Source organism: Collinsella aerofaciens, from assembly GCF_040926405.1.
Lineage (GTDB): Bacteria > Actinomycetota > Coriobacteriia > Coriobacteriales > Coriobacteriaceae > Collinsella.
Map to the genome: position 1 here is coordinate 137,326 of NZ_JBCOIG010000002.1, position 23,442 is coordinate 160,767.

Annotated in this window: 20 protein-coding genes and 1 riboswitch; of the genes, 8 read left to right on the forward strand and 12 right to left on the reverse strand. The window is 59.9% G+C overall.

Features of this window, described 5'->3' with window-relative positions; genetic code table 11:
• Positions 1–314 precede the first annotated feature (314 nt).
• From AB5758_RS01550 to AB5758_RS01560, 3 genes are all read left to right on the forward strand, one after another.
• Complete coding sequence (locus tag AB5758_RS01550; protein ID WP_161144754.1) at positions 315–887, forward strand: hypothetical protein; 573 nt, start codon at positions 315–317, stop codon at positions 885–887.
• A 212-nt stretch (positions 888–1,099) separates the two neighbouring features.
• Complete coding sequence (locus tag AB5758_RS01555) at positions 1,100–2,851, forward strand: ABC transporter ATP-binding protein (RefSeq protein WP_346965177.1); 1,752 nt, start codon at positions 1,100–1,102, stop codon at positions 2,849–2,851.
• Positions 2,844–3,590 carry an energy-coupling factor transporter transmembrane component T family protein gene (locus tag AB5758_RS01560; RefSeq protein WP_346965178.1) on the forward strand — a complete coding sequence of 249 codons (747 nt, stop codon included), beginning with the start codon at positions 2,844–2,846 and terminating at the stop codon, positions 3,588–3,590. Before AB5758_RS01555 ends, AB5758_RS01560 begins: the two co-directional genes overlap by 8 nt.
• Positions 3,591–3,713: 123 nt before the next feature.
• Here the strand turns inward: AB5758_RS01560 and AB5758_RS01565 are convergent, their stop codons facing one another.
• Positions 3,714–4,460, reverse strand: coding sequence for an aspartate/glutamate racemase family protein (locus AB5758_RS01565; protein ID WP_040358337.1), 747 nt, complete (start codon positions 4,458–4,460; stop codon positions 3,714–3,716).
• Positions 4,461–4,544: 84 nt separating this feature from the next.
• On the reverse strand, positions 4,545–5,801 hold the full coding sequence (locus AB5758_RS01570) for a carboxylate--amine ligase (protein ID WP_035137907.1): 1,257 nt from the start codon (positions 5,799–5,801) through the stop codon (positions 4,545–4,547).
• A gap of 222 nt (positions 5,802–6,023) precedes the next feature.
• On the opposite strand from AB5758_RS01570, the gene AB5758_RS01575 reads away from it, so the two are divergent.
• Together AB5758_RS01575 and AB5758_RS01580 are read left to right on the forward strand one after the other, a co-directional pair.
• Positions 6,024–6,656 (forward strand): MOSC domain-containing protein, encoded by a 633-nt coding sequence (locus AB5758_RS01575; RefSeq protein WP_271760189.1) that lies wholly within the window; start codon positions 6,024–6,026, stop codon positions 6,654–6,656.
• Positions 6,657–6,890: 234 nt separating this feature from the next.
• On the forward strand, positions 6,891–8,024 hold the full coding sequence (locus tag AB5758_RS01580; protein ID WP_006234328.1) for a coiled-coil domain-containing protein: 1,134 nt from the start codon (positions 6,891–6,893) through the stop codon (positions 8,022–8,024).
• Between the two features lie 37 nt (positions 8,025–8,061).
• Here AB5758_RS01580 and AB5758_RS01585 read toward each other — a convergent pair whose 3' ends face one another.
• The 5 genes from AB5758_RS01585 to AB5758_RS01605 form a co-directional block, all read right to left on the reverse strand.
• Positions 8,062–9,441 (reverse strand): serine/threonine protein kinase, encoded by a 1,380-nt coding sequence (locus AB5758_RS01585; protein WP_368141417.1) that lies wholly within the window; start codon positions 9,439–9,441, stop codon positions 8,062–8,064.
• A 98-nt stretch (positions 9,442–9,539) separates the two neighbouring features.
• A complete protein-coding gene (locus AB5758_RS01590) occupies positions 9,540–9,962 on the reverse strand; it encodes an XRE family transcriptional regulator (protein WP_368141418.1) in 423 nt (140 codons plus the stop codon).
• A 32-nt stretch (positions 9,963–9,994) separates the two neighbouring features.
• Positions 9,995–10,438: an FxLYD domain-containing protein gene (locus AB5758_RS01595; RefSeq protein WP_055309781.1), complete on the reverse strand. Its 444-nt coding sequence runs from the start codon at positions 10,436–10,438 to the stop codon at positions 9,995–9,997.
• A gap of 164 nt (positions 10,439–10,602) precedes the next feature.
• Positions 10,603–10,872 (reverse strand): hypothetical protein, encoded by a 270-nt coding sequence (locus AB5758_RS01600; protein ID WP_368155329.1) that lies wholly within the window; start codon positions 10,870–10,872, stop codon positions 10,603–10,605.
• Between the two features lie 56 nt (positions 10,873–10,928).
• Positions 10,929–12,116, reverse strand: coding sequence for an N-acetyldiaminopimelate deacetylase (locus tag AB5758_RS01605; protein ID WP_368141420.1), 1,188 nt, complete (start codon positions 12,114–12,116; stop codon positions 10,929–10,931).
• Between the two features lie 144 nt (positions 12,117–12,260).
• A riboswitch (Lysine riboswitch) is annotated at positions 12,261–12,429 on the forward strand.
• A gap of 65 nt (positions 12,430–12,494) precedes the next feature.
• Between AB5758_RS01605 and dapA the strand changes: the two genes are divergently transcribed.
• From dapA to dapD, 3 genes are read left to right on the forward strand one after another with little or no spacing between them, the layout of a single operon-like run.
• Positions 12,495–14,804, forward strand: coding sequence for a 4-hydroxy-tetrahydrodipicolinate synthase (dapA, locus tag AB5758_RS01610; protein WP_368141421.1), 2,310 nt, complete (start codon positions 12,495–12,497; stop codon positions 14,802–14,804).
• A complete protein-coding gene (dapB, locus tag AB5758_RS01615; RefSeq protein ID WP_195569093.1) occupies positions 14,797–15,537 on the forward strand; it encodes a 4-hydroxy-tetrahydrodipicolinate reductase in 741 nt (246 codons plus the stop codon). Before dapA ends, dapB begins: the two co-directional genes overlap by 8 nt.
• A gap of 39 nt (positions 15,538–15,576) precedes the next feature.
• The gene (gene dapD / locus AB5758_RS01620) at positions 15,577–16,296 is read left to right on the forward strand and encodes a 2,3,4,5-tetrahydropyridine-2,6-dicarboxylate N-acetyltransferase (RefSeq protein WP_229065262.1); all 720 of its coding nucleotides are present in this window, start codon (positions 15,577–15,579) and stop codon (positions 16,294–16,296) included.
• A gap of 245 nt (positions 16,297–16,541) precedes the next feature.
• Here dapD and AB5758_RS01625 read toward each other — a convergent pair whose 3' ends face one another.
• The 5 genes from AB5758_RS01625 to AB5758_RS01645 form a co-directional block, all read right to left on the reverse strand.
• Complete coding sequence (locus AB5758_RS01625; RefSeq protein WP_022094136.1) at positions 16,542–17,546, reverse strand: nucleoid-associated protein; 1,005 nt, start codon at positions 17,544–17,546, stop codon at positions 16,542–16,544.
• A gap of 111 nt (positions 17,547–17,657) precedes the next feature.
• The gene (locus AB5758_RS01630; RefSeq protein WP_195624772.1) at positions 17,658–18,818 is read right to left on the reverse strand and encodes an Mbeg1-like protein; all 1,161 of its coding nucleotides are present in this window, start codon (positions 18,816–18,818) and stop codon (positions 17,658–17,660) included.
• 114 nt (positions 18,819–18,932) lie between these two features.
• Positions 18,933–19,883, reverse strand: a complete 951-nt coding sequence (locus AB5758_RS01635) for an L-lactate dehydrogenase (RefSeq protein WP_022094138.1) — start codon at positions 19,881–19,883, stop codon at positions 18,933–18,935.
• A 201-nt stretch (positions 19,884–20,084) separates the two neighbouring features.
• Positions 20,085–21,248 (reverse strand): pyridoxal phosphate-dependent aminotransferase, encoded by a 1,164-nt coding sequence (locus AB5758_RS01640; protein ID WP_195245731.1) that lies wholly within the window; start codon positions 21,246–21,248, stop codon positions 20,085–20,087.
• A gap of 118 nt (positions 21,249–21,366) precedes the next feature.
• On the reverse strand, positions 21,367–23,367 hold the full coding sequence (locus tag AB5758_RS01645; RefSeq protein WP_161145565.1) for an NAD(+) synthase: 2,001 nt from the start codon (positions 23,365–23,367) through the stop codon (positions 21,367–21,369).
• Between the last annotated feature and the right edge of the window lie 75 nt (positions 23,368–23,442).

Sequence of the window (23,442 nt, forward strand, 5' to 3'; positions counted from 1 at the left end):
TTTCAAAAAAGATTTCCCCGCACACACTTTGCTGTGCTATAGTGCAGCGCAACAGCAACTAGGTGCGACCGCGCCATGGCATCACGAAAGGAGCCACCGACATGAAGAACACGATGAAGTCTCTTAACAACTGGTGGTGGCGTGATGCGAATACGATCGGTCGACAGTGAGTCCCTCACGCCTGTTTTTGCGCTCTAGGTGATTGAAAGGCCTCCGGTTTCGACCGGGGGCCTTTTTCTATCTCGAGCCCGATCGCATTCGCATCACGCGCCTCCGCTTTTCTCTTGCACTCCCATTCCAAAAGGATTTTCACCATGTCTCAGAACACCACCGCCACCCAGCCCCGCACCGTCCAGACCGCCGACCGTGGCAAACTCGATGTCCGCGCCCTCGTCCTGCTTGCCATCCTGCTCGCCGCCGGCTTCATCCTCAACTTCACCGTCGGCAAGGCCATCTCGGGCATCTCGGGCGGCATGATCAGCCCCGAGTTCATCATCTCGGCCTTCTGCCTCACCATCCTGGTCGTTCGCCCCAACATCGGCCAGGCGCTCGTCATCGGCCTCATCTCGGCTGCCGTGATCCAGATCACCACCACTTCGCCGTTCGTCGATTTTGCCGCCGAGGGCATCGCCGCCATGCTCATGGCCGGCATCGTCAACGCCGCCGGCAAGAACGGTCAAATCAAGCCCGCCATCGCCATTGTCGCAACCTTCCTGACCACATTTGCCTCCGGCGTCATCTTCATGGTCATCAAGATGGCCATGCTCGGCGTGGTAGGCGAGCTCGCCGCCGCCATGCTGCCCGTCGTTGCCATGACCGCCGTCTTTAACGCCATTCTGGTCGGCGCCCTCTACCTGCCCATCCAGAAGGCCCTTAGGCTCAACTAACCCGCTCGGCTTTACGAGCCACCCCATCTTGGCGTTAATTCGTCGCTCGCGTACCCAAGTACGCTTCGCTCCTCTTTCGCGCCAACCTGGGGCCCCTCGTAAAGCCGTCTCCGTGCTTCACCACCAAAGACTGTCCCAAACAACGAGCTTTTGGGGACGTTCTTAAACGACTGGTCATTTAAGAACGTCCCCAATGACTATGAAAGGTATCCATGGAAACGATCATCAACGTCGACGATGTCTCGTTCTCCTATGGCACGCAGACCGAGCAGACGCTCAGCCACATTTCGCTCAGCGTGAACAAGGGAGATTTCATCGGCATCATCGGGCCCTCGGGCGCCGGCAAGTCCACGCTTGCCGCCTGCCTGTCAGGTGCCGTGCCCCACCACTACACCGGCACGTTCTTTGGGTCCGTCATGGTTGACGGCCACGACACCTGCGAGGTCTCGCTGACCGACGTGTCGCAAATCGTCGGCAGCGTGCTGCAGGATATCGACACGCAGATGGTCGCTTCGATCGTCGAGGACGAGATGCTCTTTGGCCTCGAGAACTTTGGCGTTCCCCACGACAAGATCGAGCAGCGCTTGAGCGAAACGCTCGAGACCGTCGGCATCAGCGACCAGCGTGACCGCGAGATCGCCACCCTCTCGGGCGGACAGAAGCAAAAGGTGGCCATCGCCGCCATCCTCGCCATGCGTCCGCGCGTCTTGGTTCTCGACGAGCCCACCGCGGCACTCGACCCCGCCAGCTCCACGCTGGTCTTCGAGACGCTGCGTGAGGCAAACCGCACACTTGGAATCACCATCGTCGTCGTTGAGCAAAAGGTCGCCCTACTCTCGGAGTACTGCAACCGCGTGCTCGTGCTCAACCATGGCGAAATCGCGCTGCAGGGCGAGCCACACGAGGTCTTCGCGCATACCGACGAGCTCCGTGCCATCGGCGTCGACTGCCCTCGCGTCACGCGTATCTTCAATAGCCTCGAGGCCGATGGCCTGGTAAGCGGTACCCCCTGCTTGGATGTCGATGAGGCCGAGCGCCTGATTTCGGGCATCGTCGACCCCGCACACGCGGCCATCGAAGCCCAAGCGCCTGCCGGTTCCCCGCATGCGCCGTCGTTGCGCCCTCATGCCAAGGACGCAGAACCCGTACTCACCTTCGACCATGTTGAGTTTGCCTATCCCAATGGCGGCGCCGCCGTACACGACCTTAGCCTGACGCTCTATCCCGGCGAGCTCGTGGGCATCGTCGGCCAGAACGGTGCCGGCAAGACCACGCTCACCAAGCTGCTCACGGGTCTGCTCAAGCCCGCCTCGGGCAGCGTGCGCGTCACGGGACTGGATACTGCAACCGTCCCCACGAGCCGCATTGCCCGCGAGGTCGCAACCCTCTTCCAAAACCCCGACCGCCAGATCTGCAAGGACACCGTGCTCGACGAGGTCGCCTTTGGCCTGGAGCTTGCCGGCATCGACCGTGCCGAGGCGCTGCGTCGCGCCCAGCTCGTCATCGACCGCTTTGGCTTGCCGGCCGACGAGGCGCCCTTCTCGCTCTCGCGCGGTCAGCGACAAATGGTGGCGCTTGCCTCCGTCGTAGTGGTTGAGCCCAAGATCGTCGTGCTCGACGAGCCCACGAGCGGCCTTGATTACCGCGAGTGCATGACCGTCATGGAAACGGTGCGCACCATGGCCGAGCGCGGTTGCGCCGTTATCATGGTCTGCCACGATATGGAAGTCGTCTCGGATTTTGCCGAGCGCATTGTGGTAATGGCCGACGGTCGCATCCTCGACCGCGGCCGCACGCACGAGCTATTCTCGAACATCGATCTCATGCGGCGTGCCTACGTGGAGCCTCCCCAGGTTATTGAGCTCTCGCGCCGTCTGGCATCTTCCGTCTCGACCGCTTTTGCGCAGGTGAGCGAGGTCTCCGATGTCGTTCGAATTACCAAGGAGATGGTCCACCGTGGTTAACGTCATCGACTACATGCCGGGTGACACGCTGCTGCATCGCCTGAACCCCGTCGTCAAACTGGGCCTCGCCGCCGCCATCATCGTCGGCATCTTCTTGTCCGACACCTACGTGGCGCTGCTGGGCTTTTTGGCGCTCACCCTTGCCCTGGGTGCCTATGCGGGCGTCGTCAACCGCCTGTTCTCGCTGCTCAAGTTGCTGATTCCGCTCGCGCTTATCATGCTGGTGCTCCAGCTGGCCTTTATGCGCGATGGCAACGTGGTGTGGAGCTTTATCACCGACACGGGCCTCATCACGGGATCGAAGGCCTGTCTGCGCCTGCTGGGTGTGGCGTTACCACTCATCCTCATGCTCACGGTGACCAAGCTCAACGACCTTGCCAACGCCTGCGTCGAGGTGCTGCACGTGCCGTATCGCTATGCTTTCACTTTTACCACGGCGCTGCGCTTCGTGCCGGTGTTTGGTCAAGAGATGAACGCCATCATGGAGGCGCAGACCGCACGCGGCGTCGAGTACGACACCAAGAACCCCATCAAGAAGCTTAAGCTCATGCTGCCACTGTGCGTGCCACTGCTCATCTCGAGCGTGGGCAAGACCGATGCCACAGCCTTGGCGGCAGAACAGCGCGGCTTCTACCTGCGTACGCGCGCCAGCTCGTACAAGCGCTACCCCATCAAGGGCCTGGACATCGCCGTGCTCATCGTCAGCATCGCCCTCATCGCCATCGGCTTCCTGTTCTAGTTCACCACTGACAGCAACCGCCCAACGCAAAAGGCCTCGGCTCGCACCAAACGAGCCGAGGCCTTACTGTTTCACCAGATAAAACCTACCAAAATTAACCTGTCCCTTTTGACAGGTCGGAAGCTAGAGGCGGTAGGGAGCGCCGCTACGGATGATGGATTCGCGCACCAGGACATCCATGGCGTCGAGGGTGATCTCGGGCATCTCTCGGTACTTTTGCAACACCGAGAGCTCGGTGCAGGCCAGAATGACGCGGTCGCAGCCGCTACGGGCGAACTCCCACATCACGCGGTCGAACTTATCCATATCGGGCTCACGTCCGGCCTTCACATCATCGTAGATAAGCGACATCACATCGTTCTGACGTTTCTCGCTGGGATAGACGACCTCAACACCCGCAGCCTTACATTCGCGGCCGTAGACGCCCGCGCCCACGGTGCCATCGGTGCCCATGATGCCGATCTTATGCACCGGCTCGGCCGGCATACTCAGGTTGGGGTCGAACTCACACTCCCCCATCACCGCACCGGCCAGAGCATAGCGCACCGACTCACGCGGCATGTGGATAATCGGCACCTTCGTAAACGACTGGATCTGGTCATAGAAGTAGTGTGACGTGTTGCAGGGAATGGCAATGTGTGCACAGCCCAGCGACTCGAGTGCCTGGGCGCACTCTTTCATGGTCGCCAGCAGTTTGGCATGCTCGCCGGTCTTAATGGCCAGCGTGCGGTCGGGCATGGTCGACTTGGAGAGTACCACCATGTCGATATGTTCCTGATCGCAGGCAGCAGCCGTATGACGCACCACCTGGTCGTAGTAATACGACGTGGCCTCGGCGCCCATGCCGCCGATAACTCCCAGCTTTTCCATCGCCGCCTCCTTGGTGACGCTTGCGCAATTGCGCGTATCATACCCGCGCCCGCCCGATGCAAACCGGACGGGCGCCGCGCTCATCTACTTGTAATACGTCTTGAACAGCTTAAAGTGGCGCAGCTTGGTGTGCCACATGCGCAGCCAGCGGTTAAAGACAAAGTCGCCCTTCATAAACGAAGGGTCGGCGCCCTTGCCTTCCTTGTCCAGGCGATGCACCTTAGCGCGCAGCTCGGGATCCTTGACGTACTTGTCGACGACGCCCATGGGGACGACCATCCACAGGGCCTCGTCCTGAGCCGTCACAAACTCCGGCTCAAACGGACGGTTGAACACATACTCGTCCACCACATACTTGGCAACGTTAAAGCCGCTGTTGGTAACGTAGTAGTTGCTGCGGCCCTGGCGCGTGTTGAAATCGAAGAACTTAAACGAGCCGTCGCGCTCGTCGTACTTTACGTCAAAGTTGGAATAGCCCACAAAGTGAAGGTCCTCGAGCAACTTACGCACGCCGCCCATGAGCTCGTCGTTGGGCTCGGTAATGATACAGGCATGGTTGCCGACACCGTGGGGCTGATGCTCCTCGAGTAGCACATGGCCCAGGCACATCATGCGGACCTTACCGTTGCGGTCGGAATAGCTGGTGAGCACGCGCATGTACTCGTCGTTGCCGGGCACGCGATCCTGCAAGATCAGGTCGTCGGTGTAGCCGCTGGCATACGAGTCGCGAATGACCTGTTCCAGCTCGGCGCGGTCGGCAATCTCATAGGCCTTCTTCTGGCCCTCGAACTCATGCTGCCACCACATGATGCCGTCAGAAGGCTTCAGAATCATCGGGTAAGGAAAATCAATCTGGTCGAGCACTTCGGCAGGCGCCTCACCCTGGGCATTGAGCATCGCCTTGGTAAAGGTAAACGTGTGCGGATAGGGCACGCCATGCTTCTCGCACAGCTCGTAGAAGATCTCCTTCTTCTGGCACTGCTCGAGCATGCTGTAGGGCGCGTAGGGAGCGACGATGTTATCCGCCAGCTCATGAGCATCCTTGGCTTGAGCCACGAGAGCGACATAGTTGTCGCCGCAGCCCACAAGGACAATAGTCTTGTCGGCATGCGCTTGGGCAATGCCGTTGACGGTTTTGAGCATCACGGGCATGGTGTCGATATCCACGTTGGGCGTGTAGTCGATAATCTGGCTGCGGTACGCGGGACCCGTCTGATACTTGCCAAAGACCAGACTCTTGACCTGGTACTCCTCGTAGAAGGCGCGCGCCACCGAATAGGCGTTGATGTCGCCACCAAGCAGCACGGGAATGAACTCGCGCTCTGTAAATTGCAATGCCATGGAAACTTCCTATCATGAACTGCCCACACAACGGGCGGTCTTTGCGCAACTGATTTATTCTAGCGCGCCAAGCCGCCGGCGCCCAAAGCTCCACCGTATCTATGGCAATCGACGTAATCGTCCAGCACGAAGACGGCGCCCACCGTTGTATGACAATGGGCAATGAACCTACCGTTGTTGTAGGATTCAGCGTATTGACATCTTCGAGCGAAAGGTGCACACGTGCCCCAAGACCATCCGACCGATAATCCCATCCTCAATGCCGCGAGGCGCGAGCTGGCGGAACGTGCGAAAGCGACCGCTCCCCTGTGCACGGCAAACGACGCCTACAACGGACCCGCCCGCATCGTCTCGATCAACACGTCGGCACACAAGGGCACGCGCAAGTCGCCCGTCGCCGACGGGCACGACACCGTTATAGAGCAATTTGGCCTCGCCTCCGACGCACACGCCGGGCATTGGCACCGCCAGGTTTCCTTTTTAGCTGCAGAGTCTATCCAGACGGCGCAGGCGCGCGGGCTCGATGTGCACGAGGGCGACTTCGGAGAGAACTTCACAACCCGGGGCATCAACCTGCTCTCGCTCCCCTTGGGCACACAGCTCAAGCTTGGCAGCGAGGTGCTTGTCGAAATCAGCCAAATCGGCAAGGTCTGCCACACACGCTGTGCCATCTACTATCTCGCCGGCGACTGCATCTTTCCCCACGAGGGCGTTTTTGGCGTGGCACTAAAGGGCGGAGAGGTCTACGCCGGCGACGATATCCAGGTAATCAAACTCGGCGACGGCACCTGTTCGTTCACCCCCGCCGAGGCCCTCGAAGAGATTGAGCAGGCTCGCCAGAAGGGCACGCTGTAGTTATAAAACCCCACGTTGAGATGGCTTTTACAGCCCAAAACTCCTCTCAAACAGAGCTCTGTAACGTTAAAGTTGAACTCTATGGTTTCTCAACAATTCATCATAACTGCAGGTCAAAGCCAAAGCCTCAAGTTCAACTTGACCCTTTGGAACCTTTAAGGTTCAAGTTGAGGTCGAAAGCAGTAGTAGAATACCGTTCGAACCATAACCTACGATTGATTGCAGAGGGACTGGATGCAGCATTCGAATCATCGCACCGCAGCGCTCATTGCGTCGAAGCCGGCTCGCATCATCACGAGTGCCGCGCTCGCCGTTGCGCTGACGGCCACGCCGATGCTCTCCCCCGTTGCGGCGTATGCCGCCTCGCAGGCAACGCAGGACCAGCTTTCCGCAGCCCAGCAGAAGATCGAAGCCGCCACGAGCGCCTACAACGACGCCCGCACCAAACTCGATGACCTGCAAAAGCAGATTGACTCCAATGAGGCAAGCATCGAGGAAATCGAGGCCAAGCTTCCCGAGCAGCAGGCCAAGGCAAGCTCCGCCATGCGCGATCTGTACAAGTATCAGAAGGGCACCAATCCCATCGTGAGCTTCCTGGTCAACGCGCAGAGCCTGGGTGAGTTCATCACGACCTGCAAATACACCAACCAGATCACGAGCTCGAGCGTCGACGAGATCGAACAGCTCAATAACATGCAAACCGAACTCGAGCAGAACAAGGCTGAGCTCCAGCAGGCCAAGTCTCAGCTTGAGGCAGAGCAGAAAAACGCCGAGGATGCGCTGGCGCAGGCCCAGCAGCTCCGTAGCGAGGCACAGGCAAAAGCCGAGCAGGAAAATGCCGCCGAGCTTGCCAAGCTTGAGGCCGATAAGGCCGCTGCCGCCGAGAAGCTCTCGGGCGAGGGCGTAAGCGGCAGCAATTCCAGCAGCCAGGCCACCAACACCAACACCACCATCGACACCACGGTGAACAACGCCAATACCGGTAGCTCCGATTACGATTCGTTCATTAATGAGTGGACGAGCCGCATCGACAATTATCTCGCCGGCTCCCCCATGGCAGGCCAGGGCTATAACTTTGCCGTCGCCGCTTGGAATACCGGTGTCGATCCCCGTTGGTCCCCCGCCATCGCCTGCATCGAGAGCACCAAGGGCGCTTATTGCGCCAATTCTTACAACGCCTGGGGCTGGAGTGCACGTGGCGGCGGTTGGCGCAGCTTTGGCAGCTGGAGCGAGGGCATCTCCGCTCACGTTGCCTATCTGGGCGCCAACTACGGCTCCACCCTTACCCCGGCTGCGGCCAAAAAGTACTGCCCGCCCACGTGGCAGGACTGGTACAACAAAGTCGCCGCTCAGATGAACCGCATCTAAGTGCAACTGCAAAGGGCCCCAATAGGGCCCTTTTCTTTTAGGTAGCGGAGGTATCGACGACGCCGGTCGCATTGGCAACCGCGACTATGACGATCATGCACAGGAGCAGCACACCCAATGCCTTGAGCCAGAGTTTCGCGAGTTTCTTGCCGCGATAGCTGTCGAGCAGTGCGAATCGCCGACGAAGACGGCGCTTATCGAGCAGCGCAAAATGCATAAGCACCATAAGACCATCGACAAAGAAAAAATACTCGATTATGAGAAGCCACGTCGGGTAACTTTGGTTTGCTCCGGTGGGGTGAAAGACGGCAAAGTGACTTCCGGCAAAGAACACAAGCAGCGAGAAGCAGATGAGCGTATTCCAAATGCGCCCCAGAGACTCCGGAACGCGAGAGAGCAGACCACATGCAGCGGAGGCGGCAGGTCTAGGAAGCACTGTGGGGTTCTGGAGCCCTTGGGGCGTCAACACCGTCTCCGAGGCCGGAGTACGGACAAGCACAGGCGCAGGAGGCCGCACGGGGCGACTTAGATCGTATGCCGCGCGCGTCGCCCGTCCCAACGCTTCCGCGCTCGCAAAACGCTTGGCCGGGTCGAGCGCCATCGACATGCAGACGGCATCGGCAAGTGGAGTGGGAATGCCGCATGCCTCACATTGCTCGCGCATGTCGAGCCCTGGTTTAGGGTCGACTCCCGTCAAGCAAAAGAACAACAGGGCCCCAAGTGCGTAGACATCGCTGCGCACACTCGTCTGCCCAAACCCATACTGCTCGGGCGGCGCATAGGGTCGCGTGCCAAACTTGACGGTGTCAGCATCGGCGCCATCGCGCCATACGCGCGCGATCCCCAGGTCGATAATCACCAGCGATGAAAATGTCAGGCCGTCATCAGGCGTATAGTTGGCACCTGTCACGATGATATTCGACGGCTTGAGGTCGCGATGGATCACCGGCGCCGACGTCTCCCCCACCATTGCAAAACCGGCATGGAGCTCGCCCACGGCATCGCATAGGGCAGGATACAATTCACGCGCATAATCGGGGGTGGCTCCCAGACGGTCCACCAGCGCCCCGAGTGTCTCCCCTTCGATGTATTCCATAACCACGTTGAGCTCGTCGCCCACACGACGACAATCGACGATTCTGGGCAGGTGCTCAAAACGCCTGACTGCCCGCTGAGCGGCAAACAGACGCTCGTATGCCCCGCCGATTTGAGCCGAAGCATCGATGCGTTTACGAACAAAGGGACCGAGCGAACCACCGCCGGTTCCTTCAAAGTACACGAGCTCGGTTGTTTCAACGGACGAGCGCTTAAGTACACGCTCCACGCGATAGCTGTCGTCGCAATCGAGCGACGCCAGGTGCTCGGCAAGCGCTGCGGTCAGCTCGTCATCGGAATATGTTGGGGTCTGAGTATCCATAGCCTCCGTCATAGCGCAGGGCGCAGACACCCCATGGCATCCGCGCCCCGTTCGTTTGCATCGTTGTTCGGCAGCTCCGCCGGCTCAGATATCAGCCGCTAACTCACCGTCTCCTCGCCAAAGCGATACAGCTCTTCATTGACCTTTTGGAGGCTACAGCCACGGTCGATGCAAAAGATGACAATCGCATCGCGACGGTCTTTACAGTTGAGGACGCTTGCCCCGGCAGCCGTCAAGGCGCGGTTGGTCTCCTTGAGCGTCAACGCCATCGCAAAGGCAATCTGCAGCACCTTATTGCGGCTCGGATGCCGCGCACCGGTAAAAATCTGATAACCAAAAGTCTCATTGAGGTCGGCCATGCGCACCACGCGCGAGCGCTCTAAGCCCTTTTCCTGCAGCAGCTGCTTAAGGTAGTCCGAAAGCGACGGGGCGGCAAAGTCGTGTTCTTTGATATAGCCATCGATGTTTGGCGCGTCGAGAAGCTCATTGAGCAACTCCTCGGTCAGCTTTTTATCGGGCATACGACTTCACCTCCCCCAGTGCATACAACATGCTAGAAACCGCTTACGTCCGAACGCTCCCAGCTAGCAACCTGGTCGGGAGACACCGTACCCAGCGCCTCGAACTTCCAAGAGCCGCCCGCCTTCAGATGATTGGTGTTTGCAAGAGCCGTTCCAACCTGGTTGCCATCGGCATCATACAGAACATATTCGATCTGAATGTAGCTCTTTTCCTTGTCCGTGTTATTGGTCAGCGTGCCCGTGATCTTATAGGCAAACTGATTGGAGGTGTCTTCAGCCTCGTCAGCAATGGTATACGGTTCTTGCGGTTCTTTTTGCTCCTCAGCCTGCTGTGTCGCCTCGGCAGGCTTTGCCGAATCGCTCGCAGACGAATCGGTTGAATTGCCACCCATAGAGCCCACGGCACCGACAATAACCAGCACCACGATGACGCCTAGGACAATCTTGCCGATCGGCTTCTTTCCCTCTTTTGCCATTATTCATCCTTCCTACGATCCGGCTACCGTGCCGGTACACAGCACATCGTAGGAAGGATTGAACTTGAATTCATTAGCTGAGAGCTAAGGCTGCGGTAAACGACCAATGCAGTTATCCAAACGCCGAGCAAACGCACTGCGCGCGACCGTCTGCTGGCAGTGCATCAACCCACCGTGACGGATTCCCCGGTAAAGGCACTGATCATCAACAGGACAAAGAAAACAAGGTAGCTGGCACTCAGCAGGTACGCAATGATCAGAAAGACGACCCAGCCGACATTGGTTTTACCGTCGGCACGGCGTTGCTCGCGATTGCGGCAGAGCCAAATCGTCACGCCGATGGCAGTGATAAACAGCACGAGCGCCGCCGCGACAAGCCCGGCAAGCGCAAACATCACGCCAATGCTCACAGCAATAACCGGAAGCAGCAGCAAACCGCACCCGCATCCACCCGGACTATATACGGCAGACTGTCGGCGTCGTTCCATCGTCACTCCATCACAAGCAATCGTTTATAGACATCGAGGCCTTTGAGTAGGATTTCCTCGTCAAAGAGCATGCTATCGGTATGCAGAGCGCTTGTGGCATAGGCGGGGCAGCCATCCGAATCACTCGGGTTGTCTTGGTCCTCTGGCATACCCGTGCCCAGCAGGAAAAACACGCCCGGCAGATAGCGTTGATAGAACGCGAAATCCTCGGCGATCAGCAGCGGCTCATCCACGAGCTGTAGCTCGGGCAAGGCAGGCGCGACATTGGCAAATAGCTCGGGGTCGTTGTCGACCGGCGGATAGCCCTCGGCAAAGTCGAGATCATACGTGCAGCCCGTTGCGGCACAGGCATCGTCCAGCACGCGGCGCACGCCTTCGCGCGCCCGGTCGAACATGTCGTCCGTAAACACACGCAGGCTTCCGGCCACATGGGCCTCCCCCGCCACCGCGTTGCAAACGGTGCCAGCCTGCAGCAGGCCAAACTTGCCGATACAGGGTTCGTCGGTGCCCAGCTCGTCCATCAGTTCGCGCTCGGCAACCAAGAACTTGGCAGCCGCCAGCGCCGCATCGTGCGATTCCTCGACCGGAACGCCATAGGTCTTAGCGATATGGATGCTCGTCCCGTGAATATGAATGTGTGTCTCACTCGAACGCGCCAGCAGCGGACCGGAACAACTCGCCAACGTGCCGGCAGGCAGATCGGGCCACACATGGAAGCCAAAAATGCGGTCAGCCCCATAGCGCTCGAACACACCGCTCTCGCATACCGTCTTGGCACCACCGGTCGTTTCCTCGGCCGGCTGGAACACAAAGAGAACGTTGCGCCTAATGGCGCCCGGCTGCTCGCGAATCGTACGGTCGACATACGTCGCGGCGGCAAGTGCCATGGCCATGTGTCCGTCATGTCCGCAAGCGTGCATCTTGCCGGGATGGATCGAGGCAAAGGCCGCTCCCGTCGCCTCCGCGATGGGCAGCGCATCCATATCGGCGCGAATCGCCGTGGCACGCGCGGCACCAACGCCAGCGTCGAAGAAAGCGCAGACGCAGCTGGGACACGGATGGGTCACCTCGCAAGCGAGCGGCGCCAACACGCCCTCGATATAGGCGATAGTCTGCGGAAGATCGAAATCGAGCTCCGGAATGCGATGGAGATCGCGGCGATAGCGACGGAGTTCTTGGAGCTCGGTCATAGAGAATCCCTTCGTGAGGCACATCTGTTGCAACTTATTGTGATACAGGATTGTGGCACACATGTTTCCAGCATATTGCTGCATTTTTTAAACGTTATATACGAATACTCTTGTTTGGTAAAGTGCAACGTGATAGGGTCTTTACCACTTGATAGAGGCGCGGGCACGAAGAGCCGCGGGCGAGCCGGCAGGCTTTGACCCCGTGGGGAGGCGAAACCCGCCGAACTGGGTTTTTCGGGCACGAACAACCTGGTGGGCCTGTGGGAAACACCCACAGGACTGTCTGCAGCAATGCGGGAGCGCTATCCGGACATTGGGTCCACGCTATGCGGATTCGATGCGCAGATGGCGCCGTCTGGATAGCGAGGTTTACGGGACATGGCATTGACCCCCAACGAGGCATATGCGGCCAAGCAGCCGTTTGTGGACAAGGAGACACTCGAGCATATCGTCGAGCAGTTCCCCACGCCGTTTCATCTATACGACGAGGCGGGCATCCGCCGCAACATGCAAGAAGTGCGCGACGCCTTTGCATGGAACCCGGGCTTTAAGGAATACTTTGCCGTCAAGGCCAACCCCAACCCGGCGCTCATCTCCATTCTCAACGAATACGGCTGCGGCTGCGATTGCTCGAGCTATACCGAGCTCATGATCGCCCGCTCACTGGGTATCACGGGACACGACATCATGTTCTCGTCCAACGACACACCGGCTGCCGACTTTGAGCTCGCCGACAAGCTGGGTGCCATCGTCAACTTTGACGACATCAGCCACATCGGGTTCTTTGAGCGCGTTGCGGGGCCCATCCCCAAGACGGTCAGCTGCCGCTTTAATCCAGGCGGCCTGTTCCAGCTCTCCAACGGCATCATGGACAACCCGGGCGACTCCAAATATGGCATGACCACCGAGCAGCTCTTCGAGGCCTTCCGCATGCTCAAGGCCAAGGGCGCCGAGGACTTTGGCATCCACGCATTCCTTGCCAGCAACACTGTCACCAACGACTACTACCCCAAGCTCGCGCGCATCCTCTTTGAGCTTGCCGTACGCCTGGAGCGCGAGACCGGCGCACACGTCGCCTTCATCAATCTGTCCGGCGGCGTCGGCATCCCCTACCTGCCCGAGCAGCAGACCAACGACATTCGCGCCATCGGCGAGGGAGTACACGCGGCATACGACGAGATCCTGGTTCCCGCCGGCATGGGCGATGTGGCGATCTGCACCGAGATGGGCCGCTTTATGATGGGCCCCTACGGCTGCCTGGTCACCAAGGCCATCCACGAGAAGCAGATCTACAAGGACTATATCGGTGTCGATGCAAGCGCCGTCGATTTGATTCGCCCTGCCATGTATGGCGCCTACCACCACATTACGGTAATGGGTCAGCCGGGCGGCGCCGACAAGGCCACAGCGTCCGTCACGAACACCTATGACATCACGGGCAACCTATGCGAGAACAACGACAAGTTCGCTATCGATCGCGAGCTGCCGCATATCGACATGGGTGACCTGCTTGTAATCCACGATACCGGTGCGCATGGCTACTCCATGGGCTACAACTACAACGGACGGCTGCGCTCGGCCGAGGTCCTGCTGCGCCCCGATGGCGCGGCCGACCTCATCCGCCGCGCCGAGCGCCCGGGCGATTACTTTGCCACGCTCGACGTGCTGCCGTGCGGCCGAGAGCTGCTGGCCAAGTCGCGCGCCGAAAGTGCACGCCGTCGCGCCAAAGACGAGCGCTTGGCAGTCGCAGCTCAATGGAACAAACGCATCCAGATCGCAGAGGCGAAGGGGAAGAACATGGACATCCGCAATCTCGAGGGCTCAACCGTCGCCCTAGTTACGCCGTTTAAAAAGGACGGCAGTGTCGACTTTGACGCGCTTGGGCGCCTTATCGATTTCCACCTGCAAAACGGCACCGACGCCATCCTCACCCTAGGCACCACCGGCGAGAGCGCCACGATGACCGACGACGAGGACAACTCCGTTGTCGCCGCGGTGGTCAAGCAAGTTGCAGGACGCGTCCCCGTCATCGCCGGCTCGGGCTCCAACTCCACGCAGACCATGCTCACCAAGTCGCTTACTTACCAGGGCTTGGGAGCCGACGGCCTGCTGCTCATTACCCCCTACTACAACAAGTCTAACGAAGAGGGTATCTATCAGCACTTTAAGACCGTAGCCGATGCCGTGGACATTCCCTGCATCCTGTACAACATCCCCGGTCGTTGCGGCTGCGGTATCAGCGAGCACAACGTAGAGCGCCTGGCCGCACATCCCAACATCATGGGTATTAAGGAAGCCTCGGGCGACGTCGCCTACGCGGCCAAGATCGCTCACCTGCTGTCAGACGACTTCCGCATGTACTCGGGCGAGGACGCGCTTACCGTGCCGCTCATGAGCCTGGGCGCCTCGGGCACCATCAGCGTGTGGGCCGATGTTCAGCCGCAGCTCGTGCACGACATGTGCCACGCCTATTTGGACGGCGACGTGGAGCGCGCCCGCGATATCCAGATTGCCGGTCAGCCGCTCATCAATGCCCTCTTTAGCGAGGTCAACCCCATCCCCGTTAAGGAAGCGCTCGCCCAGATGGGCATGATCGAGGCAAACTACCGTATGCCGCTGTGCCCCATGGCAGACGACACGCGATCCGCACTTACCGATGCTCTGAAGGGAGCTGGTCTGCTTGATTAAGACCGTCATTATGGGAACGGGCCGCATGGGCTCGCTCATCCGCACCACCGCCGAAAGCATTGTCGATGCCGCCGGGCAGCCCGTTTTTGATATCGTGGCCCAGATTGGCTTCGATTTGAGCGAGCTCGAGAACGCACCGGCTGCCGATGTGATTATCGACTTCTCGAACGTCGCGACCTTCGACGCTGTCGTCGCCTATGTCGAGCGCACGGGCGCGGCGTTGGTCTCAGGCACCACAGGCTACACCCCCGAGCAGATGGACCGCCTGCGTGAGCTGGGCCAGAACACCCGCGTTATGCACTCGGGCAATTACTCCATCGGTATCGCAGCCCTGCGCCATCTGGTAGCGCAGGCTACACGCGAGCTGCCCGGCTTTGACTGCGAAATCGTCGAGACGCACCATAACCAAAAGGTCGACGCCCCCAGCGGCACTGCCAAGTTGTTGCTCGACGCCGTCGTCGAAGCCGAGCCCGAGGCAGGCTACCACCCCGTCTATGGCCGCGAGGGCATGTGCGGAGCACGCGATCCCAAGGAGATCGGCATGCACTCGCTGCGCGGTGGCACTGTCGCCGGCGTCCACGAAGTGAGTTTCTTTGGCCAGGACGAGGAGGTCACGCTCACCCACCGCGCCACGAGCCGTCAGATCTTTGTCAACGGCGCCCTGGCAGCCGCGCAGAAGCTCGTCGCCCGCGAACCCGGCTTCTATACGTTCGACCAGGTCATGTTTGCCTAACCAGGTATCAACCGAATCCACCCAAAGGAGAGATAGCGAATGAGCAACGCAGCCGAGATGGATGCCCAGGAGATTATCAATTACATCGCCACCGCGCCTAAAAAGACGCCTGTCAAGCTGTATGTGCGCGAGAAACCCGGCATGAAGGTTGCCTGGGGCGACGCACATGTCTACGGCGGCCGTCGCGGCAAGACCGTCTTTGGCGACTGGGACGAGCTCAAAGCCATCCTGGACGCCAACGCCGATTCCATCGATTACTACGACGTCGAGAATGACTGCCGCAACTCCGCCGTCCCCATGCTCGACCTTAAGGGCATCAACGCCCGCATCGAGCCGGGCGCGATCATCCGCGACCGCGTCGAGATTGGCGACCGTGCCGTCATCATGATGGGCGCCATCATCAACATCGGCTCCGTTATCGGCGAGGGTTCCATGATCGATATGGGCGCCGTGCTGGGCGGTCGCGCCACCGTGGGCAAGAACTGCCACATCGGCGCCGGCACCGTGCTGGCAGGCGTTGTGGAGCCCGCCAGCGCCACGCCCGTCATCATCGAGGACGATGTCATGATCGGCGCAAACGCCGTGGTCCTGGAAGGCGTGCACGTGGGCAAGGGTGCTGTAGTTGCCGCCGGCGCCGTGTGCGTCGAGGACGTCCCCGCCGGCGCCGTCGTGGCCGGTGTCCCCGCCCGCGCCATCAAGATGCGCGACGAGAAGACCGACAGCAAGACCGGCCTGGAAGAGGGCCTGCGCCAGCTTTAATAGTTACGGCGTTTTACCAAACGCCGTAACGGCCCGACGCTGCAAACGCCCCTAAGCGGCAATCTGACGTTCAATCGTCGGTCGCGTACCGAAGTACGCTTCCCTCCTCTTTCACGTCACCTTGCTCGCTTAGGGGCGTTTTCGCTGACGTATGCTCGACCTGCAACGTAATTCAGCCCCAAGTAAAAAGGCCGAAGCCCTCATCCGGGGCTTCGGCCTTTATTTTTGCAGCGTCCAAGCGCAGTTTATCGATTCTCAATTGACCCGATATTCTTGAGCTCGATGGAGATGAGGCCGTTGGGCTCATTGACGAACTCGATGTACTCGGAGTTCGAACCCATCTCGGCCGGGAAGCTGATCTCGATGCCCGTGTCGGTACGGATCTTGTGATTGCGCACGGCCGCGCGCTCAACTTGCTTGCGCTCCACGGGAACGCGCTCAGGCACCTTCTCCTCAGTCAGTGCCGCGCGCACGCTCTCCTTGATAACTGGTTCGTCCTCAAAGACCTCATCGACGATATCCCAAGGCGGCAGCTCCTCGTCATCCTCGACTTTCTCGGCAACGGCAGCCTTAACCTTGGCGAGCGCCACGGCCGTGTTGGCACCGTGCTCCTCGGCGACTTCCTCGACCACACGCGTCACGGTGTCGATGACCTCCTTGCCCGATACCCCCGTGTCGCACTGCAGCAGGCCATCGGGAATGAGCATGCGATCCTCGCCGGCAATCTTGCGCTTCTTATCCACATAGCCGATCTCCATGGTGCTTGCACGCACGATTGCATAGCTCGGCACCTTTTGCGAGGGGTTCGGCAGAATGGCGTAGTGACGCGCGATGTCGTTGCGCACCTCCCCCTCTTCGCGGCCCACTTCGTGCATAAAAGCCTGCTTGGAGCCCAGCAGCATCACGGCAAACCAGCGGGCATCCTCATCGTCGTCAAAATCAGCCACGAGCACGTCGGTGGACTCGGCTTTCTCGGCTTTGGTGAGCTCGGAGGAGATAAACTCCGCAATCTGCTGCGACAGGTCCACGAACTCGCGCTCGCCAAAGAAATAGCCCTTGAGCTCACCACCAAACGCAGAGTTCTCGGCAAACGTGGCGCGTTTGTTGTCGGCCGAGGTACGAGCGCGCCGCAGGTGCGTGGTTACGAAATTACGCACGGTGCGGCTCTCGATATCCAACTCGCGCTGGCTCATAACGTTGACGGCAGAGTCAAAGTCCAGGATATGCAGAATCGCGTGATTGATTTTCATATACGGCATTCCGTTCTAGATCGATTTCGGCACGAACCAGTATAGCGGTCGAGCCCGCCCCAGGCGCATCGAAGATTGGCGCATCGGGGACAGGTTGCTTTGTATCAATGGCTAGCGCAGGAGCTCGGACTGCCAAGCCTCGAGCTGTTCTGCCAAACTCTTGCCGGCAGCGGGCACGTCGATCTGGGGTCGTTTGGGCAACAGTGCGCATTTAAGGATCGCCACGATGGTCTGCGAGATAAAGCGTCGCGTATCTTTGTCAAAGCCTTGCGCAGCCTGGAGCATCACGGGCAGACTCTCACGCAGATTTCCTGCGATATCCGCAAACCGTTCGGCGTCCGTAGCCTCAAACACGGAGAACAACGCATCTACAAAACGCTCGCGCTCGCTAGGTGACACTGCAAGCAGCATCTCGCGAATGGAGCCATCAACGTATCGAGCACCGGCGGACAGGCGCTCACAGTATACGAAGTCGCAACCATCAACCACCCAGCTAAAGGGATTGTGCTGCAGCAGGCTGAACTCGGTGCTCTCAACGATGGCATAGTCCTCTTGTGTCTCGAACATCATGCCGAAGATCGACGACCGAGGTAGCGTCTTGTCGATTCGACCGGAAAGATCGGCAAAGGCGTTGCCGTTCAGAAACTCCTCGACGAACCCTGGACCATCATGGGAATACGCCCGTTCGATTCGCTCACGGGCGACATCGGAGCACATCGCCGCACCGTACACCGCAAGGTTTCCGCCCTTGGAATGACCTCCGCACAAAAGCGGCCCGTCGATCGCATCCGCCGCCTCGTCCACATAACGCGCCGCGGATTCCTGGGCCGGCACAGGACACCGGAACGCCATGTTAAAGTCCTCTTTCCAGCCCACAATCGTGCTGTCGGTCCCCCGGAAGGAAAGATAGCTAAACCCCGCCGGAAACCGGAACGCCATGGCTGCAAACTGCTCCGTCGCCACCACATCGCTCACGGCACGATAGCCGCAAACGTGCACGCCGCGGTATCTGGGATTTGCTGCCACGGCCTCCAACAAGGCCCTGCTTCCCTCTGGGTCCCACAAGTCGTCAATCATGTCCCGGTAGCACTCGGCACGCAGCAGTTCGCGTACGTCTAGGCCCTGCCAGTTCGTCAGCCCCGCCATATCACCCGGCAAGCGCAAATAGGACAACCACGCAAAGACCAGGCTATCCACCGCGCAGAACGGCCGCTCCTCAAAGGGATCAAACGCCGTCTGGACATAGGTCAAAAAATTAGGCGAATCCGACATGGCCCTCCCATCAACTATGGTGCATTGGAGTCAGGTTACTTTGCACCAAAAAGGCGCCCGGGCCGTGTGGACCCGGACGCCTTCATTGTAGCTTTTCGCTCTAGCGAGCTTGATTTAGCAGGAGAAGTCGACGCTGTCGATGATGTCCTTGAGGGCCTTGGCGGAGACGGTGAGCTCATGCTGCTCGTCGTCGTTCAGCGGCACGGGGACGCGGCAGACGACGCCGTCGCGGCCAACGACCGTCGGCATGGAGATGGCCAGATCGGACAGGCCATACTCGCCCACCATGAGCGAGGAAACGGGCAGAACGGTCTGCTCATCACGCATAACAGCGGTGCAGATGCGCTTAACGGCCATGGCGACGCCGTAGTAGGTGGCGTGCTTCTTCTCGATGATGGTGTAGGCGGAGTTCTTAACGTCCTCGGCGATGCGCTTCTCGGCAGCCTCATGCTCCAGGTGGCCGTGAAGCTCGCAGAAGGTGTTCAGCGGCACGCCGGCAACCTGGGCGCTGGACCAAGCGACAAACTCGGAGTCGCCGTGCTCACCCATGACATAGGCCTGAACGTCGCGCGGGTCAACCTCGACGTGGGCACCAAGCATCTGCTGCAGACGGCCAGTGTCGAGCACGGTGCCGGAGCCGATGACGTGGCCCTCGGGCAGGCCGGACATCTTGATGGCGGCGTAGGTCAGAACATCGACCGGGTTGGAGACGATGAGCAGAATGCCATCGAAGCCGGACTTCTTAATCTCGGGGATAATGGACTTAAAGATGCTGACGTTCTTGTTGACCAGGTCCAGGCGGGTCTCACCGGGCTTCTGGGCAGCGCCAGCGGTGACGACGATCATGGCGGCGTCGGCGACATCGGAATAATCGCCGGCGTAGATCTTCATCGGCTCGGCAAACGTCATGCCGTGCGCGATATCCAGGGCCTCACCCTCGGCGCGGTTCTTGTCCACGTCGATGAGGACCATCTCGGAGAACAGACCGCTCTGCATCAGCGCGAACGCCGAAGACGAACCGACGAAACCGCAGCCGACAATAGCGACCTTCTTCTCGTTAACCATTAGAAACTCCCATCTCACTCCACAAACAAGCCGCCCGGGAACGACCCGAGCGGCTTGTCGTAATCCCAATACATCCAATCGGGACTTTGATTATGCTCCTATTCGCAGCCAAAAATCGACCGTTTACCGAAATTGTTTGCAGAATTCGTAAAATAACTGCACGAAATCGGTTTCGATATATTGACGAGCCAAAATAGCTTTCTAATACAGGCCCGCCTCGCGAATGGCCTCGACAGCCAAAGCGATCTGGTCGGGCGGCAAGACCAGCGCCATGCGCACGTGCCCCTCGCCCGAAGGACCAAAGCTCGCGCCCGGCGTCACCACAACGCCGGCCTTCTCCATAAGCTCCTCGCAAAACGCCATGGAATCGGTGCGGCCACCGGGAAGCTTGGCCCACACAAACATAGAGCCATGCGCGTTGGGGCGCTCCCAGCCCAAGCCCTCAAGACCGTCGCACAGGGCATCGCGGCGCTCCTGGTACTTCAGACGCTGCGCCTCGACCTCATCGCGCGGACCGTTCAGGCAGGCGATGGCGGCCTTCTGGATCGGGAAGAACATGCCAAAGTCGATCTGGCCGCGCAGCTTGGCAAAGGCCGAGACCACGTCCTCTCGGCCGACCAAAAAGCCGATGCGGGCACCGGTGACGTTAAACGACTTGGAGAGCGAGAAGAACTCAACGCCCACCTCGAGCGCGCCGGGGTACTGCAAGAAGCTGCCGCCCGGCTCGCCGTTGAACACGATGTCGGAGTATGCGTTGTCGTGAACGATCAGCAGGTCGTGCTCGCGGGCAAAAGCGATGATCTCCTCGTAGATCTCGGGCGTGCCCACCGAGCCCACCGGGTTGGCGGGCAGCGACACGATCATGTACTTGGCACGATCGGCCACCTCGGGATCGATGCCCGCCACATAGGGCAGGTAATTGTGCTCCGCCACCAGCGGATAATACTCGAGTTTGGCGTCGGCGATCTTGGCCCCCGCCTCAAAAACCGGGTAGCACGGATCGGGAACCAAAATGGTGTCACCCGGATCGAGCAGGGCCAGGCCCAAATGGCCCACGCCCTCCTGCGTGCCGTTGCACGACTGCACCATGGACGGCGTAATGCCCGAAACGCCAAAGCGACGCTCATAGTAATCGCACACAGCTTGCTTGAGTTCGGGCAGGTCGCGCAGGGCATACTTCCACATCTCGGGATCTTGGGCTGCCTGCGTGAGCGCCTCGACCACGTGGTCGTACGGCTTAAAGTCGGGCGTGCCCACGCTCATGTTGTAAATGGTCTTGCCCTGAGCCTTCAGCGCAAGCAGTTTGTTGTTGAGCGAGGCGAAGACCTCCGCGCTAAAGCGGTCGAGACGCTGCGATGCCTGCATGGTGCCACCTTTCGATATGAAAAACGCGGCGCTCCGACAAGAGCGCCGCGCGATACGGGCCATCAGATTGCAAAAGTGTAACGCTTGCAACCCCCGTATTGGTTCAATTTAGCCAACCTTAGTCAATCGGATCGAGCGCATCGATCTGCGCAAGCCACAGACGTGAGCTGGCGTCACTCGGCATACGCCAATCGCCGCGCGGACTGAGCGTCACCGAGCCCACCTTGGGACCATCGGGCAGGCAGCTGCGCTTAAACTGCTGGGCAAAGAAGCGACGATAGAACGTACGCAACCACGTGTGGACGGTCTTGACGTCGTAGACGCCCTCGAAGCTCTTGAGCGCCATGCGGTAGATCTTGCCCGGCTCAAAGCCAAAACGCAGCAGGTAGTAGAGGAAGTAGTCGTGCAACTCGTACGGGCCCACCAAATCCTCGGTCTTCTGCGCAATCTCGCCGTCGCCCGTGGGCGGCAGAAGCTCGGGGGACACCGGCGTATCGAGGATATCGAGCAAGACCTCGGCAATGCGCCCGCCAAAGACATCGGCGGCATAGCGTACCAGATGGCGCACAAGCGTCTTGGGCACGCTCGCGTTGACGGCGTACATGCTCATGTGGTCGCCGTTATAGGTAGCCCAGCCGAGCGCCAGCTCCGACAGGTCGCCCGTGCCAATGACAAAACCGCCAGCCTGGTTGGCCAGATCCATCAGAATCTGCGTACGCTCGCGCGCCTGGCTGTTCTCGTAGGTCACGTCCTGCACAGCTGGATCATGCTCAATGTCCTTGAAGTGCTGCTCCACAGCCGCGTGGATCGAAACCTCGCGGAAGCTCACACCCAGGTCGCGGGCGAGCGACTCGGCATTCGACTTGGTGCGATGCGTCGTGCCGAAGCCGGGCATGGACACGGCTGTGATACCAGTGCGCGGCAGCCCCAGTGCATCGAAGGCACGCACGGTCACAAGCAGCGCTAGCGTGGAGTCCAAGCCGCCCGAAAGGCCGATAACCGCAGCCTTGGTACCCGTGTGGGCAAGGCGGGTCTTGAGGCCCGCAGTCTGCAGATCGAGGATCGTCTCGCAGCGCTCGGCCAAGTCGCCGTGGTCGGCCGGCACAAAGGGCGCGCGCGGGAAAACGCGGTCGATATCGCAGGCATCGCGCAGGACGGGCTCTTTGGCCAGCACGCCCTCAAATGAAAACTCAACAGTCGTGGCCTCAGGCGCATCGTCCGCGCGCGTCCACGTCGTCGAGCGACGGCGCTCGGCAACCAGACGGTCGAGGTCAACATCGGCGATGGCCATATCGCAGGTAAGCAGTTTGGTCGCGGCGAGCTTGGAGCCGTTTTCGTAGACGAGGTTCTCGCCCGCAAAGACCATGTCGGTCGTGGACTCGCCCTCGCTCGCATCTGCATAGGCATAGGCACAGTACAGGCGCGCGCTCTGGTTGGATATGAGGCTGCGTCGGTAATCTGCCTTGCCGATAATCTCGTCCGAGGCCGACGGGTTGAGGATCACCGTCGCACCGGCAAGCGCCATCTCGGTCGAAGGGGGCGCCGGCACCCACAGGTCCTCGCAGACCTCAACGCCCAGCACCATATCCTCGGCACCCTCGTCACAGCAGCGGTAGACAAGCTCCGAACCCAGCGGAACCGGACCCTGACCGGCAAACTCGACCCACACGGGATCTGCGGGCGCCGGAGCAAACCAGCGGCGCTCGTAGAACTCGCCATAGTTGGGCAGATACTTCTTGGCCGTGAGGCCCAAAAGCTCGCCCGCGCAGCACACGGCGGCGCAGTTGTAGATATTCTCGGCAACTGCAACGGGAAGACCGATAGTAAAGACAATCGGCAGCTCACGAGTCTCATCGAGGATATGCACCAAAGCAGCCTCGCAGGCATGCAGTAATGTGCGGTTATGGAACAGATCGGCCGCGGTATAGCCGCACAAGTTGAGCTCGGGCAGTACCAGCGCGCGAACGCCGCGCTCAACAGCCGCGCGAACAGCCGCTAACGCAACCTCGGCATTGCCCTCGACATCGGCCACGCGAATCTGCGGCGACGCCGCCGCCACACGCAAAAAGCCATCGTTCTTATTAGCCGAAACGCAGCATTGCCTTGTTGATCTGGACACTGGAGGCCCCTTCTACCCTGAGATTCAGTCTAACGGACGTTCACATATCTCTAACTAGCCAAAGCAACCTCCCAG